This is a genomic window from Nocardia pseudobrasiliensis NBRC 108224 (assembly GCF_001613105.1).
In the GTDB taxonomy this organism is placed as follows: domain Bacteria; phylum Actinomycetota; class Actinomycetes; order Mycobacteriales; family Mycobacteriaceae; genus Nocardia; species Nocardia pseudobrasiliensis.
In genome coordinates this window covers 40,523-54,821 of the sequence record NZ_BDBS01000032.1, presented here as the reverse complement: position 1 = coordinate 54,821, position 14,299 = coordinate 40,523, and the positions used below count along the sequence as shown (strand labels likewise).

16 protein-coding genes and 1 tRNA gene are annotated in these 14,299 nt (G+C 66.7%); 11 read left to right on the top strand and 6 right to left on the bottom strand.

Translation table 11 applies throughout. From position 1 onward, the window contains the following. The first annotated feature begins 207 nt into the window (after positions 1–207). Complete coding sequence (locus tag NP4_RS24620; protein ID WP_068002274.1) at positions 208–813, top strand: alpha/beta hydrolase family protein; 606 nt, start codon at positions 208–210, stop codon at positions 811–813. A 2-nt stretch (positions 814–815) separates the two neighbouring features. Here NP4_RS24620 and NP4_RS24615 read toward each other — a convergent pair whose 3' ends face one another. From NP4_RS24615 to NP4_RS24600, 4 genes are all read right to left on the bottom strand, one after another. Further along, entirely contained in the window at positions 816–1,511 is a 696-nt protein-coding gene (locus NP4_RS24615; protein ID WP_068002271.1) for a class I SAM-dependent methyltransferase, read from the bottom strand. Positions 1,512–1,534: 23 nt separating this feature from the next. After that, a complete protein-coding gene (locus tag NP4_RS24610) occupies positions 1,535–2,638 on the bottom strand; it encodes a glycoside hydrolase family 183 protein (protein ID WP_068002270.1) in 1,104 nt (367 codons plus the stop codon). A gap of 194 nt (positions 2,639–2,832) precedes the next feature. Beyond that, on the bottom strand, positions 2,833–3,576 hold the full coding sequence (locus NP4_RS24605) for a crotonase/enoyl-CoA hydratase family protein (RefSeq protein WP_068002267.1): 744 nt from the start codon (positions 3,574–3,576) through the stop codon (positions 2,833–2,835). After that, positions 3,573–4,355 carry an alpha/beta fold hydrolase gene (locus NP4_RS24600; protein ID WP_068002264.1) on the bottom strand — a complete coding sequence of 261 codons (783 nt, stop codon included), beginning with the start codon at positions 4,353–4,355 and terminating at the stop codon, positions 3,573–3,575. Before NP4_RS24600 ends, NP4_RS24605 begins: the two co-directional genes overlap by 4 nt. 98 nt (positions 4,356–4,453) lie before the next feature. Between NP4_RS24600 and NP4_RS24595 the strand changes: the two genes are divergently transcribed. The 5 genes from NP4_RS24595 to NP4_RS24575 all read left to right on the top strand — a co-directional run bounded on the left by NP4_RS24595 (position 4,454) and on the right by NP4_RS24575 (position 7,697). Further along, a complete protein-coding gene (locus tag NP4_RS24595; protein WP_062508173.1) occupies positions 4,454–4,678 on the top strand; it encodes a hypothetical protein in 225 nt (74 codons plus the stop codon). Next, positions 4,665–4,961, top strand: a complete 297-nt coding sequence (locus NP4_RS24590; RefSeq protein WP_068002262.1) for a hypothetical protein — start codon at positions 4,665–4,667, stop codon at positions 4,959–4,961. The genes NP4_RS24595 and NP4_RS24590 overlap by 14 nt, the downstream gene beginning before the upstream one ends. A gap of 92 nt (positions 4,962–5,053) precedes the next feature. Then, entirely contained in the window at positions 5,054–5,383 is a 330-nt protein-coding gene (locus NP4_RS24585) for a hypothetical protein (RefSeq protein ID WP_062508177.1), read from the top strand. A gap of 16 nt (positions 5,384–5,399) precedes the next feature. Next, entirely contained in the window at positions 5,400–5,936 is a 537-nt protein-coding gene (locus NP4_RS24580; protein WP_068002259.1) for a YdcF family protein, read from the top strand. A 117-nt stretch (positions 5,937–6,053) separates the two neighbouring features. Further along, positions 6,054–7,697 (top strand): purine-cytosine permease family protein, encoded by a 1,644-nt coding sequence (locus NP4_RS24575; protein ID WP_068002495.1) that lies wholly within the window; start codon positions 6,054–6,056, stop codon positions 7,695–7,697. A 42-nt stretch (positions 7,698–7,739) separates the two neighbouring features. Here the strand turns inward: NP4_RS24575 and dcd are convergent, their stop codons facing one another. Beyond that, positions 7,740–8,318 (bottom strand): dCTP deaminase, encoded by a 579-nt coding sequence (gene dcd / locus NP4_RS24570; protein ID WP_062508183.1) that lies wholly within the window; start codon positions 8,316–8,318, stop codon positions 7,740–7,742. An 80-nt stretch (positions 8,319–8,398) separates the two neighbouring features. Between dcd and NP4_RS24565 the strand changes: the two genes are divergently transcribed. Together NP4_RS24565 and NP4_RS24560 are read left to right on the top strand one after the other, a co-directional pair. Continuing rightward, positions 8,399–9,013, top strand: a complete 615-nt coding sequence (locus NP4_RS24565) for a trimeric intracellular cation channel family protein (protein ID WP_068002256.1) — start codon at positions 8,399–8,401, stop codon at positions 9,011–9,013. A 180-nt stretch (positions 9,014–9,193) separates the two neighbouring features. Next, positions 9,194–9,904 carry a helix-turn-helix domain-containing protein gene (locus tag NP4_RS24560; protein WP_068002253.1) on the top strand — a complete coding sequence of 237 codons (711 nt, stop codon included), beginning with the start codon at positions 9,194–9,196 and terminating at the stop codon, positions 9,902–9,904. Between the two features lies 1 nt (position 9,905). Here NP4_RS24560 and NP4_RS24555 read toward each other — a convergent pair whose 3' ends face one another. Further along, a complete protein-coding gene (locus tag NP4_RS24555; RefSeq protein ID WP_068002250.1) occupies positions 9,906–10,583 on the bottom strand; it encodes a class I SAM-dependent methyltransferase in 678 nt (225 codons plus the stop codon). A gap of 119 nt (positions 10,584–10,702) precedes the next feature. Between NP4_RS24555 and NP4_RS24550 the strand changes: the two genes are divergently transcribed. The 3 genes from NP4_RS24550 (at position 10,703) to NP4_RS24540 (ending at position 13,745) form a co-directional block, all read left to right on the top strand. Then, positions 10,703–10,773 (top strand) — tRNA-Gly (locus tag NP4_RS24550). 188 nt (positions 10,774–10,961) lie between these two features. After that, positions 10,962–12,284, top strand: coding sequence for a UDP-glucose dehydrogenase family protein (locus NP4_RS24545; RefSeq protein ID WP_068002249.1), 1,323 nt, complete (start codon positions 10,962–10,964; stop codon positions 12,282–12,284). A gap of 105 nt (positions 12,285–12,389) precedes the next feature. After that, entirely contained in the window at positions 12,390–13,745 is a 1,356-nt protein-coding gene (locus NP4_RS24540) for a DUF7159 family protein (protein ID WP_068002245.1), read from the top strand. Positions 13,746–14,299: the final 554 nt, after the last annotated feature.

The following is a 14,299-nucleotide window of genomic DNA, read 5'->3' as shown; positions in this document are numbered from 1 at the left end:
TCGCGGGTAACTTACACCGTATATTACCGACGAGTAATGGGCAGTCCAAGGCTCCGACGGCGGAATGTGACGCGAAGAACAGACCCACGACGCTCTCCCTTGCCAGCGCGCCCTCAGCTCCCCTGCCCGCGCGCCCTCGTCTCTCTTGCCCGCGCGCCCTCATCTCCCTTGCCCGGACGAAGTCCGGGCGAGGGTTACCGTGACCAGGTGCGCATCGACACGAGTGCCGGACCTGCGGAGATCGAACTCGACCGGCCCAAGGGAGCCCGGCTGCTGCTCGTACTCACCCACGGCTCCGGCGGCGGCGTCGACGCCAAGGACCTGCTGGTCGTCCGGGATCTCGCGGTCGACCTCGGCGTGGCCGTGGCCCGCGTGACCCAGCCCTATCGCGTCGCCGGTCGCCGCGCTCCCGGATCGGCGACCGTGCAGGACGCGGCCTGGCTGGAAATCGTTGCCGCACTGCGCAAGAAGGTGCGCGGCGCGTCCCTGGTCCAGGGCGGTCGCAGCAACGGCGCGCGGGTGGCCTGCCGGACGGCCGTGGCGGCCCGGGCGAAAGGCGTTCTGGCCCTGTCATTTCCGCTGCATCCGCCGGGTAAGCCGGAGAAGTCCCGCCGTGACGAACTGCTGGCGGCCGCGCAACACGTCGACGTCGTGGTGATCAACGGTGCCCGCGATCCCTTCGGCATCCCCGACCCGGCCGACGCCGCCCAGGTGACAATCATTCCCGCCCAACCACATTCGTTCCGGGCGGGCTTCGATGAGATCGCCGCCGCCGTCGAACCCTGGCTGCGCCGCTGGTCCGCGCGGGACTGAGACTACGACTCGATCGCCTGCGCCTCCAGATCCGGAACCACCCGCGTCGCGATCACCAGCGCATCGATCGCGTCGCGCCCCTCGGTCGCCCGCAGCACCCGGTCGGCCGTCCGCACCCGCATATGCTCCCCGGCCGCGGCCAGATCGCGCGCGACATCATCGGGCGTGAACAGAATCGACGGATCCTGCGGTCCGCCATGGCCTTCGGTGAGATTGAGCGAATCGTGCCCCAGCACCAGCAGCGTCCCGCCGGGGGAGATCCGTTCGGCGGCCTGCGCCAGCACCTTTCGGCGCTGTTCGGCGGGCAGATGGAGAAACACCATCAGAACCAACTCGAACGGCCCGCTCACATCGGCCTCCGCCAGATCCGTCACATCGGCGCACTGCCAGTCGATGCGCCCCCGCACCGAACGCGACAACCGCGAGGCGACCGTCCGCCCCTTGTCAATGGCGACCTGGGAGAAGTCGATCGCTCGCACCTGCCAACCGTGCGTGGCCAGCCAGACCGCGTTGCGCCCCTCCCCGCACGCCAGATCCAGTGCGCGGGGCAGGGCGGGCGGCTGTTCGCCGGGGGCGTCGGGCTGCGGCGTCACCCGCCGATCGAGTCCGTACACATGCTCGACGACGGTCGCGTTCGGCGGCGCGCCCCACACCAGTTCGCTCTGTGCATATCGGGCATCCCACTCCGCCGCATCCATGCCGCCGAGTGTATGTGCCCCGGCTACAGCGTCGTTCGCATCAGCAGGACGTTGTACTGGCTGTGCACCGTGGTGAGGAAATACAGATCGCGCCCGGTCTGATACGGGAAGATCGAGGGCGCGTAGGCGGTCGGCAATTCGCGGGTATCGATCAATACCTCCGGCGGGCTCCACGGTCCCTCGGGCGCCGATGCCCGCCGCATCACCACCGAATTCCACGGATCGGTGGTGAGCATCAGATATTGACCCAGGTAGTCGTTCCACATCACCGACAGCTCGCCCACGCCCCCGGTGATCGGCGCGGCGGCATTCGGATCACCCTTGCGCCAGCGCTCGCCGTCCCAGTACTCGTACAGGTCGAGGTTCTGGATATCGTGCTCGCGCACCCGCGCGACATAGGCGAAATGATTACGCCCCGAGGGCGTTCCGTATTCGTAGACGAAGCCGTCGTTCTTCACGAAGGCGTTCATCTGGAAGTTCGCATTACCGCCCTCGTCGGGTCGCCGTGTGAAGGCCAGATCGGCCCAGGTCTCGCCGTTGTCGGCCGAGGCGGCCAGGCCGGAATAATTGGTCGTCCACTGTCCGACCTCGTCCCAGCTCTGCACCGACATCAGGCTCATGTACTGCACCCCGTCCACCGCGATACCGGCGGTCGGAATCCGGCTGATCTCGAGAAACGGGATCTTCGGACTGGGAATCAGATCGCGGGCCTGACCGACGCCGTCGCGGACCACGCTGTCGAAGTACACGCCGTTGGCCGGATCATGGGTATGGCTGCGCAGTAGCACATTCGACCGCCAGGCCCAGACGCTGCCCGACAGCAGATTCGGAAAGCCCACCCCGGCCGTATCGCCGAAGGCGGTGAGCATCTGCCCCTCGCCGTTGTCCCACATGATGCCCAGATCGGTGCCGAGCACATTGTTGTTCTCGGTGTGATTGGGACTGGCCATGCCGGTCACCTGGAATATGGCCCGGGTGCGCCCGGGCAACTGCGGTAGGCCGCTGGTGCCGTTGAGCACCGGAATCGGATTGATGGCGTTCGGATTCGCCGCGGCAGGCGGGCAGACGGTGAGGAGCAAGGCCGAGACACCCGCTAGCGACAGCAGGATGGATGCGGTCTTGGTCAAGGTCGGAGGGCCTTCCGGGATCTCGCCGATCCGGTGCGGCCCAACTGAAGATCTGTGTCACCACCGCACACGATCATCGACTTGGCTGGCAATTGTGAAAATGCTAACAGTTTGCCGAGACCGTGTGTGGTTTCCCGCTCCGAAGATTCGGGTATTGAACAAAATTTTCGGACGAAAGGACGAAAGGCTGGGTATCAGCGGCGGCCGAGGGCCTGTCGAACGAGCAGGGGTAGCTGGGTCGCCCGCTCGATGCCCAGCGTGCGCAGGGTTCCCTGCTGCCAGGTGCGATCGAAAAGGCGTTTGGCGGCGGCCACGGCATGCGGAGAACGGGCCGCGATCCGCTCGGCGAGTTTATCGGCCGCGGCCTGCGGATCGGCCGTGACCTCGGTGATCAAACCGATTCGCTCGGCGTATGCCGCATCCACCGAATCGGCGGTCATGGTCAACAGCAACGCCTTATCGATACCGATAAGCCGCGATAGCGTCACGGGCCCGGTCATATCCGGAATCAGGCCGTGCTTGGCCTCCATGACCGAGAAATCGGCATCCGGTGTGGCGAATCGGAAGTCGGCCGCCAGCGCCAGCTGCAAACCGCCGCCGTAGCAATGGCCGTGCACCGCGGCGATGACCGGCTGCGGCAGCCGCCGCCACGCCCAACACGCCTCCTGGAAGGTATTGGTGCCGCGCCAGGGAATCGGCACGAAATTGCGCACGATGGTCAGTGGATCGCCGGTGGCCTTCGCGATATCGAGACCACTGGAGAAGCTGGGGCCGTTACCGGACAGGATGACCGCGCGAATATCGTCGCGCTCACCCACCTCCCGCGCGACTCGCACCAGGTCCCGCAGCATCGGAATGGTCAGGCCGTTGTGCTTGTCGGGCCGATCCAGCGCGACGAGCGCGCGATTACCGTCGAAGCTCAGCGATACGTTGCTCATATCGTTCTCTCTGTCGTCTCCACCAGGATCTCCGCGCATCCCGCGGGATCGTCGTAGAACGGCGTGTGGCCACTCCCGTGCAGTGTGACATGGCGAGCGTGCGGCAGCAGCGCGCGAGCGCGGCGGCTCTGGGTGGCGTAGGTGAGCAGGATGTCGCGATTGCCCCACGCGATCGTGACCGGTATTCGGGCCAGCCGCCCGGCGTCTTGCAGTCGCGCGAATTCGAACGAGGCGAGCGCGGGCTCGAATCCGGGTGAGTACATCGCGCCGTGCGCGGTCTCGATGGCGGTCTGCGGACTCACGGCCCAGGCCCTGCCGAATACCAAGCTCAGAAAGGCCGTTCGCCCCGCGGCCGTGCCGAGCACCGCGGGTAACGCCGCCCGCAACAGCATCGCCAAATCCTTCGACCGCCCCAGCGACTGCTGACACCAGATCCGCCCCGGTGTGGACCAGAACCCGATCGGCGAATACGCGGTCACGCTCCGGGCCAGCCCCCGCGCCCCCACATTCAACGCGATCAACCCACCCATCGAATTTCCCGCCAGATGCGCCCCCGTCAGCCCCTGGTCCACCAGAAAAGCCGCCAACGCATCGGTCAGCTCGTCAACGGTCGTGCGCCCCAACGCCTCCGAGGCCCCGAACCCGGGCAGATCCACCGCCACCACCTCGAACCGCTCCGCCAACGCTTCGATGACGGGCTCCCAAACCTGCCACCGACTCCCCACCCCGTGCACGAGCACAACCGGCTCCCCATGCCCGACCCGCTGATAATTCAACATCCCGACTCCCGCGCACTAGTGGCCGAACCCACACTAACAACAATTGGCATTCCGCCAACACCACCACTGCGCCGCCTCGCGCCGGTACGATAATTGGTATGGCAACCCGTAAGGTGACTCTGTCCCTGGACGAGGCGGCCTGGTCGTATGCCGAGCAGGCCGCTGCGCGGGCGGGAATGTCCCCGTCCGCCTGGATATCGCGGGCCGCGCGCCGAGAGGCCGTGCGTACCGGTTGTGGGCCGGTGGCGGATCCGGTCGCGGTGGCGGCGGCCGACGAGGCCGAGCTGCGGGCCGCGGAGAAGGAGTTGCGTGCGCAGGGGTGAACTGTGGATCTACCACCCGCAAGGTTCGCAACGGCGTCGCAATATCGTCCTGATCTCCAGTGACGGCATCAACGAATCCCCGCGCCCCTGGCTGATCGCGGCCGAGGTCGAGGACGAGGACCCCAACGACATCCTCGCCGTGTCCATCCCGGGCCACGGCTGGGTGCACGCGGGAAATATCGGCCGCATCTTCCGCGGCTGGCTGTCCGAACGGGTGGGCGAGATCGACCTCGAAACCGCCGAGCGCATCGATACGGCCCTGCGCGCGGCCATGGATCTGTGACCCACGTCTGTTGCCGCGCCGGGTGATACGGCAGGATCACCACCGCGGTGCGCGCGCCACCGCCCCGACCATTTGCGAGAATCGAGGAACAGTTGAGGATTTCGCTGATCGCCGCCGCATTCGTCGCCCTGCCGCTGCTGGCGGCCTGCGGCGGCTCCGATAGCAAGGACTCCCAGCCGCAGATCACCCAGGCGGACGTCTCCAAGTCCTTGCAGTCCGGCGGCCTGCAGGCAAACCTGGCCGACTGCGCGGCGAAACACTTTGTCGACGCGGGCATTTCGCAGGACGGCCTGCGCACCATGACCAAGACCGGCGCCAGCACCCCCACCGCCGATCCGGGCCAGGGCATGAGCAAGGAAGACGCCGACAAGGCCCGCGGCGCGGCGCAGAAGATCGCCACCGAATGCTTCACCACCAACTGATCCGCTGATCGGGCGGGTGCGCAGCCGACGCGTGGTGCGGGCGGCCGCGGTCACAGCGGTCGCCGTCGCCGTCTACGTCGCGGCGCTGTGGCCGGTCTACGTGCGCCCGCGTATCGATACCCCGATGCGCGCCGACGCCATCGTGGTGCTGGGCGGGGCCCACGACGGCCGCGAGGAACTGGCCCTGCGGCTGGCCCGCGACGGCTACGCGCCACGGGTGCTGTTCTCCGATCCCTATGAGCACAGCGCCCTGATGAACCGGATCTGCCACGGTGGTTACCGGTTCCGGGTCGACTGCTTCGACCCCGATCCGCGCACGACCCTGGGCGAGGGCCGCGAACTGGCGGCCCGGGCCCGGACGGACGGCTGGCGCCGGGTGATTGTGGTGACCTTCACACCGCACGTCTCCCGAGCCCGCTATGTGCTCGGAAAGTGCTGGGGCGGTGAGCTTCTCGTGGTCGTCGCCCACCCGCGCATCTCGCCGCTCCGCTGGGCGTACCAGTACGTCTACCAGTCGGCCGGATATGTGAAGGCCGCCGTCGAGACCTGTTGAGGAATTACCGAAGGGAAGTAACGTAGCCGTAACTGCCCGGAAAAAGTAACTCTACATTCAACCGTGAATCTCGATCTCCGAACCCCGTTCGCGACGGGCGGGAGTGAGGAGTTTCAAGTGGTCGACGTGCAGACGCGGCAGACCGATTCGGTCGCCGCGACGAAGGAAACGCTGGAGGACTACACGCTGCGCTTCGCGCCGCGTAGCTACCGTAAATGGAGTCCGGCGGTCGTCGGCGTCTCCGCGCTGGGCGGCATCGCCTATCTGGCCGACTTCTCCATCGGGGCCAATATCGGCATTGCCAACGGCACCGGCAACGCCCTGCTGGGCATCGGCATCTTCGCGATCGTGGTGATGCTCACGGGATTTCCGCTGGCCTACTACGCCGCCCGCTACAACCTCGATCTGGACCTGATCACCCGCGGCAGCGGCTTCGGCTACTACGGTTCGGTGATCACCAATCTGGTGTTCGCGTCGTTCACGTTCATCTTCTTCGCCCTCGAGGGCTCGATCATGGCGCAGGGCCTGAATCTGGGTCTGCACATCCCCCTGTGGCTGGGCTATCTGTGTTCGACCCTGCTGATCTTCCCGCTGGTCATCTACGGCATGAACACCCTGGCCAAACTGCAGGTGTGGACCACCCCGCTGTGGCTGCTGCTGATGGTGCTGCCGTTCGTCTTTCTCGTTGTGCGGCACCCGGATTCGGTGGGCTCCTTCTTCGCCTACGGCGGTAAGGACGGCAATGCGGTGAGCATCGCCGGAATGCTCGGGGCCGCCGGGGTGTGCCTGTCGCTGATCGCCCAGATCGCCGAGCAGATCGACTATCTGCGCTTCATGCCGCCGAAAACCCCGGAGAACTCCCGTAAGTGGTGGGGCTGGATGCTGCTGGCCGGACCGGGCTGGGTGATCTTCGGCGCGATCAAGCAGGTCGTCGGTCTGTTCCTGGCGGTGTACCTGATCGCGAATCTGCCTGGCGCACAGGACATCGCGAATCAGCCGGTGCATCAGTTCCTGGAGATCTACCGCGATATGGTCCCGTCCTGGCTGGCGATGACCCTCGCGGTGGTGCTGGTGGTGATCAGTCAGATCAAAATCAATGTGACCAACGCGTATTCGGGCTCGCTGGCCTGGACCAACTCCTTCACCCGGGTCACCAAGACCTATCCGGGCCGCCTGGTGTTCCTGGGCCTGAATCTGGCGATCGCGCTGATCCTGATGGAAGCCAACATGTTCGACTTCCTCAACAACATCCTCGGCTTCTACGCCAACTGTGGCATCGCCTGGATCGTCACTGTCGCAACGGATATCGCGGTCAACAAATACCTGCTGAAGATCTCGCCGAAGCAGCCCGAATTCCGCCGCGGCATGCTCTACAACTTCAACCCCGTCGGCCTGGTGGGGTTCGGGCTCTCGGCGGCGCTGTCGATCATGACGTTCTTCGGCCTGTTCGGCGAGACCCTGAAGCCGTATTCGCCCATCGTCGCCGTCGTCATCGCCTTCGTCGCGACCCCGCTCACCGCCGTGGTCACCCGGGGCCGTTACTACCTGCGCCGCACGGACGACGGCATCGAACTGCCGATGTTCGACGAGTACGGCAACCCCTCGGGCGAAACCCTGACCTGCCACGTCACCGGAATGGATTTCGAACGCCCCGACATGATCGCCTCGGCAGTTCCGGGGCCGGCCGGGGAGATTCAGTACATCAGCTCCCTGGCGCTGTCCACCGACAAGGCCGGGGCGCACGTCCTGCCGCCGCGGTGAGCGTCGGGCGGGGTCCAGCTGCCGGATGGACCCCGCCTGACGTCAGACCTGGTCGGGCAGTGGGAAATTCAGATACGCCTTCGACGGCGTCGGCCCGCGCTGACCCTGATACTTCGACCCCGCGGCCTTACTGCCGTACGGATTCTCCGCCGGGCTCGACAGCCGGAACAGGCACAGCTGCCCGATCTTCATCCCCGGCCACAGCGTGATCGGTAGATTGGCGACATTGGACAGCTCCAGGGTGATGTGCCCGCTGAAACCAGGATCGATGAATCCGGCCGTGGAATGGGTGAGCAGCCCCAGTCGTCCGAGGCTCGACTTACCCTCCAGCCGTCCGGCCAGATCGGTGGGCAGCGTGCACACCTCCAGCGTCGAACCCAGGACGAATTCGCCCGGATGCAGGACGAAGGGCTCGCCGTCGGCGGGTTCCACGAGGGTGGTCAGCTCGTCCTGCCGCTGCGCCGGATCGATATGGGTGTAGCGAGTGTTGTTGAACACCCGGAACATCCGATCCAGTCGCACATCGATACTCGACGGCTGAACCAGCTTCTCGTCGAACGGCTCCAGCCCGAGCCGGCCCGCGGCCAGCTCGGCACGAATGTCGCGATCGGAAAGCAGCACGTCGACAGAGCGTAGTGCGTCGGCCGCGGAGCCGGGCAGCGGGGAGCGGGCCGCCGGGAGGTTGCTGACATCATGTGCGCATGCTGCACGTGCTGTATCTGGTCGGTGTCGCGGCCTTTGCCGCGAGTGGTGTCCTGGCCGCGTACCGGGCCGATATGGACCCCTTCGGTGGGCTGGCCCTGGCCTTCGCCGCCTCGATCTCCGGTGGCACGCTCCGCGATCTGATCCTCGGCCGCTATCCGCTGTATTGGACCCATGATTGGGTGCTGTTGACCGTGATCGGCGGGGTGGGCCTGGCGACCATGGCCTATCTGCGCTTCTGGTCGCTGCCCCGGCGGTCGCTGCTGGTGGTCGATGCCGTGGGTCTGGCCGTGGTGACCGTGATCGGCGCGCGGGCCGCGATCGAGGCCGGCGCCACACCGCTGGCCGTGGTCATCCTGTCGGTGATGACCGGCGTGACCGGTGAGGTGATCCGCGATGTGCTGTGCGGGGAATTCCCGCCCCTGCTGCTGCGCGAGGACGTCTACGCCATCGCGGCCCTGATCGGCGCCTGCTGCTACCTCGGCATGGACCGCCTGGGCGCGGGTCCCGGTCCGGCGGCCATGGTCTCGGCCGGGCTGGTCTTCGCCCTGCGCATGGCGGCCGTGTATTTCGGCCTGCACCTTCCGCGTCCGCACCGCCGCGAACCGCGATAGCGGTCCCGGCAGGGTGGGCGTCCGGCTCTCCCCTCCGGCGAGTCGGACATCCCACCCCGACCCCCCGGATCCGGGCTGAGCGCGTTTGCCCGGCCCACAACAACAGTGGATAGTTGTCGAGCCGGAGTCAACAGTTGCGACCCGTACAGCTTGTCCGGGTCCGAGTAAGGGATCTTTTCGATGTCGTCGGTTCGGAATCTGGGTTCCTACGTCCGTGAGCTCAGAATCAATGCCAATCTGAAGCAGAGCGAGCTGGCCGCAATGGTCGGGATCTCCGAGGAGACGCTTTCGGCCATCGAGCGCAACAAGCGGCCCCTCACCCAGAGCGTCCTCGGTTCGCTACTCAACGCGCTGGGTCTCGAGCCCACTCGTGCACGGGCATTGACCAGCCTGTACGCCAATACGCAGCTGCCGGATTACGAGGAGCCCACCGCGCACGAGATGTCCGCGCTGGAAGCGATTTCGGCGCCCGCGTTCTACCAGGACATGCGCACCTATCGAACCCTGGCCGCCAATGCCGCCGCCCGACGACACCTTCCGGGTCTGACCCCGGGAAAAAGCGTCGTGGAATGGCTGCTGCTCGATCCGAGCCCGCGGCAGATGATTGCCGAATGGGAAATGCTCGCCCACACCTTCGTGTATTCCCTGCGGGTGATGGCTGCCGGACTGCTCGATCCGGTCGCTTTCGAGTCGCTCGTCCGCTCCTGCAGTCAGGCCCCGGAGTGGGAAACCATGTGGAACAACCAGATCGAGGAGGTCGCACCGGTCCCCGTGGTGACCCATATCGATCCCGCCACCGGCAAGCGCCAGCAGTACCACATCACCTCGCTCACCCTGCAGTACCCGCGCTCCGGCTGGTGGCTGTGGATGGTGAGCCCGGCCGCGAGCTGATTCAGCGCGGCCGCCGCGCGGTCCACAGCGCCATCGAACCGCGCGTGCGCACCTCCACCGATTCGAACGCCCGCTCGAGCGCGGCGACCAGCCCGTCGAGGTCGTCGTGCTCGTTGTGGAAGGCGCCGAGGGTCTGGTAGCGCCGCATCTCGTAGCGGCTGAGCGCGGTATGCGGGACCCCGCTGGCCAGCACGGTCGCCCCGAAGAACACCCCGTCCTCGGCCGTCGCCGCGGCGATATGGCGGAACGCCTCGCCCTTGGTGTCCCACCCGCCCGGCACGCAGTGCATGAGATGGGTCGCCGACACCGAACCGAATCGGTGCCCGTCCACCGGAAGCGGTTGCAGAACACTGCCTTCCAGGGTCCGAGACGCGATCCCGCGCTGTCGGAGCCGCCCGCTCGCGGTAGCCAGGGAATTGGGGTTCAGATCGATCAGCGTCACCCGCGGCAGCGCGGTGGGATAGGTCGCACGGCACAGGAACCACCCGGTTCCCGGGCCGATGTCCAGATGATCGGCGCTCACCTCACGGTCATACAGTGCCAGCACATGCTTTGCGGCACAACGCCATACGAAACGCAGATTGAACCACAACACCCGAAAGTCGTATATCGCAAGCGTTCTCGGCGAATACGGAGCCGCACCGTCCCGCTCGGCTCGATCGATATCCTCCGGCGCCATCCACCCTCCTCCAATGCCACCGCACCCCGGCCATCGTTGCTGGTCAGAGTCTCTTACCTGGGAAGTTGGCTGCCGCGACGGGCGGTCTGCTAATGTCTGTCGAGCAGCCATCTGGCAGTGCCGGTGTAGTTTAGTGGTAGAACATCAGCTTCCCAAGCTGAGAGTGCGGGTTCGATTCCCGTCACCGGCTCTTCGATTTCCCGCCTTCCGGCCGTAACCTCCAATGTGGTTCCGCGCTCGGACATCTCGATTCCGCAGGTCGGGCAGACATTCGATTTATGCCCTTTGACGTGCGGGTTTCCGCTTGTACATCTGATGTTGCCCCGGGACTTGCCTCGGCGACGCGACCCGGCCATCGCGGACGCTTACCAATCGATCATGCGTCTCACGGTGTTCGGGACTGGGTATCTGGGAGCCACCCATGCCGCGTGCATGGCCGAGCTCGGGCATGAGGTGATCGGGGTCGATGTCGACCCGGGTAAGGTCGCCAAGCTGTCCGACGGGGTGGTGCCGTTCTACGAGCCTGGGCTCGAGGAGGTGCTGCGGCGCAATCTCGATCGCAAGCGGCTGCGGTTCACCACCTCCTACGAGGAGGCCGCGGCGCATGCCGACGCGCACTTCCTCGGCGTGGGAACACCGCAGAAGAAGGGTGAGTACGCCGCCGATCTGAAGTACGTGCACGCCGTGGTGGACCGGCTGGCGCCGATGCTCGAGCGGCCGGCGGTGATCATCGGCAAGTCGACCGTTCCCGTGGGAACCGCCGCGGAACTGGGTGTGCGCGCCCGCGCCGCCGCCTCGACGGAGGTGGAGGTCGCCTGGAATCCGGAGTTCCTACGCGAGGGTTTCGCGGTTCAGGACACGCTGCGCCCGGATCGGCTGGTGGTCGGTGTGGATGCGGCGCGCGAGAACTCCGGGTGGGTCGAGGAATTGCTGCGCGAGATCTATGCCGATCTGATCGCCGCCGAGGTTCCGTATCTTCGAACCGATTTGGCCACAGCGGAATTGGTGAAGGTTTCCGCGAATGCCTTTCTCGCGACGAAGATCTCGTTCATCAATGCCGTCTCCGAGGTGTGCGAGGCGACCGGCGCCGATGTCACCGTGCTCGCCGACGCGCTGGGCTACGACGCCCGTATCGGCCGCCGCTTCCTCAACGCCGGTCTCGGCTTCGGCGGCGGCTGCCTGCCCAAGGACATCCGCGCCTTCATGGCCCGCGCGGGGGAGCTTGGCGCCGACCATGCCCTGTCCTTCCTGCGTGAGGTGGACAACATCAATATGCGCCGCCGCACGAAGGTGGTGGATATGGCGGCCAAGGCGTGTGGCGGATCGCTACTGGGCGCCAATGTCGCGGTACTCGGCGCGGCCTTCAAACCGGAATCCGACGATGTGCGCGATTCGCCGGCATTGAATGTGGCCGGGATGATTCAACTGCACGGCGCGGTGGTCACCGTGTACGACCCGAAGGCGCTGGAGAATTCGCGCAAAGTTTTTCCGACGCTCAACTACGCGACTTCGGTGGCCGAGGCGTGCGAACGGGCCGATGTGGTGCTCGTATTGACCGAATGGGCGGAATTCACGGCCCTGGGCCCTCGGGACCTGGATCGGGTGGTCCGGGCCCGTTCGATCATCGATGGGCGCAATTGTCTCGATCGCGCCCAGTGGCGTGCGGCGGGATGGGTGTACGCCGGGCTCGGCACGTCGTAGGGTGTCGGGAACAGGTACAGTGGCCCCCACCGTGGGGCGACGCTGGCCATCCGCATGCGGCGGCCGCCGCGCACGTCGTGGAGTGGAAAACGAGATGGGCAGCAGATGAGTTCGGTACTGGGAGTTTCGGTGGGAGCGGGCGCGATCCGCGTCGCGCGTCCCCATCCGGGAAATTCCGCCGAGCGTTTCGCGCCCGATCGATTCGATTTGCAATCCTTATCGGTGGACGAACAGCGGGTCGAGGAGGTCGCCGCCGACGCACTAGCCGCCGCGCTGGGCCCCGAGATCGCCGCCACCGCCCTGGCTTTCCGCAGCGAACAGCATGCCCGTGCCCTACGCGCCGCTCTGGCCCGTCGCCAGCTCACCAATTACGAACTGGTGCCCGAGGTCGTGGCGGCGCTGCAGTTTCTGGAGTCGGCCGGTGAGGTATCCGGCTACCGCACCATCGCGCTCTACGATCTGGGCAGTTCCGGACTGTCGGTGAGCATCGTCGACGTCGCCAGTCGCCACATCCTCTACAGCGAGCGCACCAGCGATATCAGCGGCGACTATCTGGATTCGCTGATCCGCGAACAGCAGATCGCATCGGGCCGGATCGCCCATCCGCCGGATCCGCAGGGCCTGGCCGAACTGGACGCGCTGTGCCGTCAGGCCAAGGAACAGCTGTCGGTCAACACCGCGGTGGCGCTGCCGTCCGAACACGGTCTCGTCCTGATCTCCCAGGAGAACTTCGAGGCGCTGATCATGCTGGCCGTCGAGTCCTCGGCCCGGATGACCCGCGATGTGATCATGCGCTCCGAACAGGCCGTGCAGGCCGTGGTGGCGATCGGCGGCTGCGCCCAGATCCCCCTGGTCACTCGGGTACTCGGCCGCTGGCTCGGCATGCCCGCGGTGGTACCCGCGCATCCCGAATCGGTGGTGGCCCGCGGCGCCGCGCTACTGGCCCGTCCCGCCCGCCCGATGGCTACCCCGCCCCCGGCGGGCCCCATGGCCACCGAGGACACCGAACAACTGCAGCCCGCCTGGCTGTCCGATGAGCCCGCCCCCCGGGCCCGCCGCGCCTCCCGGGGCCTCGGCATCGAACTGCCCCGGGGCCGCCGGCGCGAAATGAGCGTCGCGGGTGTCGCGGTGGGCGCACTGGTCGTCGTCGCCGCCCTCGGCATGGGCCTGGGCTGGGCCCCTCAAGTCCTGCAGGGCAATTCGCAGAGCAGTAAATCGGTACCCGATACGACCACCCCGAGCACGCCCCGCCCGGTGGTCCTCGAACCCACGGCGACCCCGTCCCCGACCGACACCACCAACGAATCGGTGGCCGCCCCGCCCCCGCGCTGGCAGCAACCCACCACCGAGGACGCCCCGCCGCCGCCCGGCCCCAACACCATCATGGTCCCGGGCCTGCCTCCGATCGTGGTCCCCGCGATCCCGCCCCTGCCGCCACTGTTCCCGGGCCCGCCGCAGTAGCTCGCTACTGGTCGTAATCGCTCGGCGGCCAATCCCTTCGATAGCGGTGGCGCGGGCGCTCCTGTTCCTCCGGCCGGTCCTCCGACCGACCGTGACGCGGGGGCTGATCGGGATAGCTTACGCCGGGGTGGTGGACCTGCGGGTCGTAGCGGGCGTGGCGGCTTTGGTCCAGGTGGCCGTAGTCGTCGTATTGCTGACCGGCGTAAGGGTTTACGTTGCTCGTGTAGTCGCCTTGCGATGAATATCCGTCGTCCGGATGCCGTCCGGCGTAGTGCTGTGCTGAGTAGTCGGGCTGGTCCGCCTCGGGCACATGGTGCGTTGGGTCCTGGTGCGGTTGCTCGGGCGCGTAGTGCGCTGGCAGGCCCTCGCGTGGTTGCTCGAACTCGTAGCCGCCCTGGGGAATTCGTCTCGCCCCAGGGCCACGGGGTCCCGTTTCGTCGCGTCCGAAATCCGCCGTGGCGCGCGCCTGCGCCTGCCGGGTGGCGTAATTGCCCGGTCGTCGGCCGACATGCTCGTCGTATTCGTCCTCTTCGTACGGCTCGTCCTCCTGCGCC

Coding starts and splice junctions, on each gene's coding strand:
- NP4_RS24615 (WP_068002271.1), bottom strand. CDS start 1,511: ATGGATGCGGCGGAGTGGGATGCCCGATATGCACAGAGCGAACTGGTG.
- NP4_RS24605 (WP_068002267.1), bottom strand. CDS start 3,576: ATGAGCAACGTATCGCTGAGCTTCGACGGTAATCGCGCGCTCGTCGCG.
- NP4_RS24600 (WP_068002264.1), bottom strand. CDS start 4,355: ATGTTGAATTATCAGCGGGTCGGGCATGGGGAGCCGGTTGTGCTCGTG.
- NP4_RS24595 (WP_062508173.1), top strand. CDS start 4,454: ATGGCAACCCGTAAGGTGACTCTGTCCCTGGACGAGGCGGCCTGGTCG.
- NP4_RS24565 (WP_068002256.1), top strand. CDS start 8,399: ATGCTGCACGTGCTGTATCTGGTCGGTGTCGCGGCCTTTGCCGCGAGT.
- NP4_RS24560 (WP_068002253.1), top strand. CDS start 9,194: ATGTCGTCGGTTCGGAATCTGGGTTCCTACGTCCGTGAGCTCAGAATC.
- NP4_RS24555 (WP_068002250.1), bottom strand. CDS start 10,583: ATGGCGCCGGAGGATATCGATCGAGCCGAGCGGGACGGTGCGGCTCCG.
- NP4_RS24545 (WP_068002249.1), top strand. CDS start 10,962: ATGCGTCTCACGGTGTTCGGGACTGGGTATCTGGGAGCCACCCATGCC.
- NP4_RS24540 (WP_068002245.1), top strand. CDS start 12,390: ATGAGTTCGGTACTGGGAGTTTCGGTGGGAGCGGGCGCGATCCGCGTC.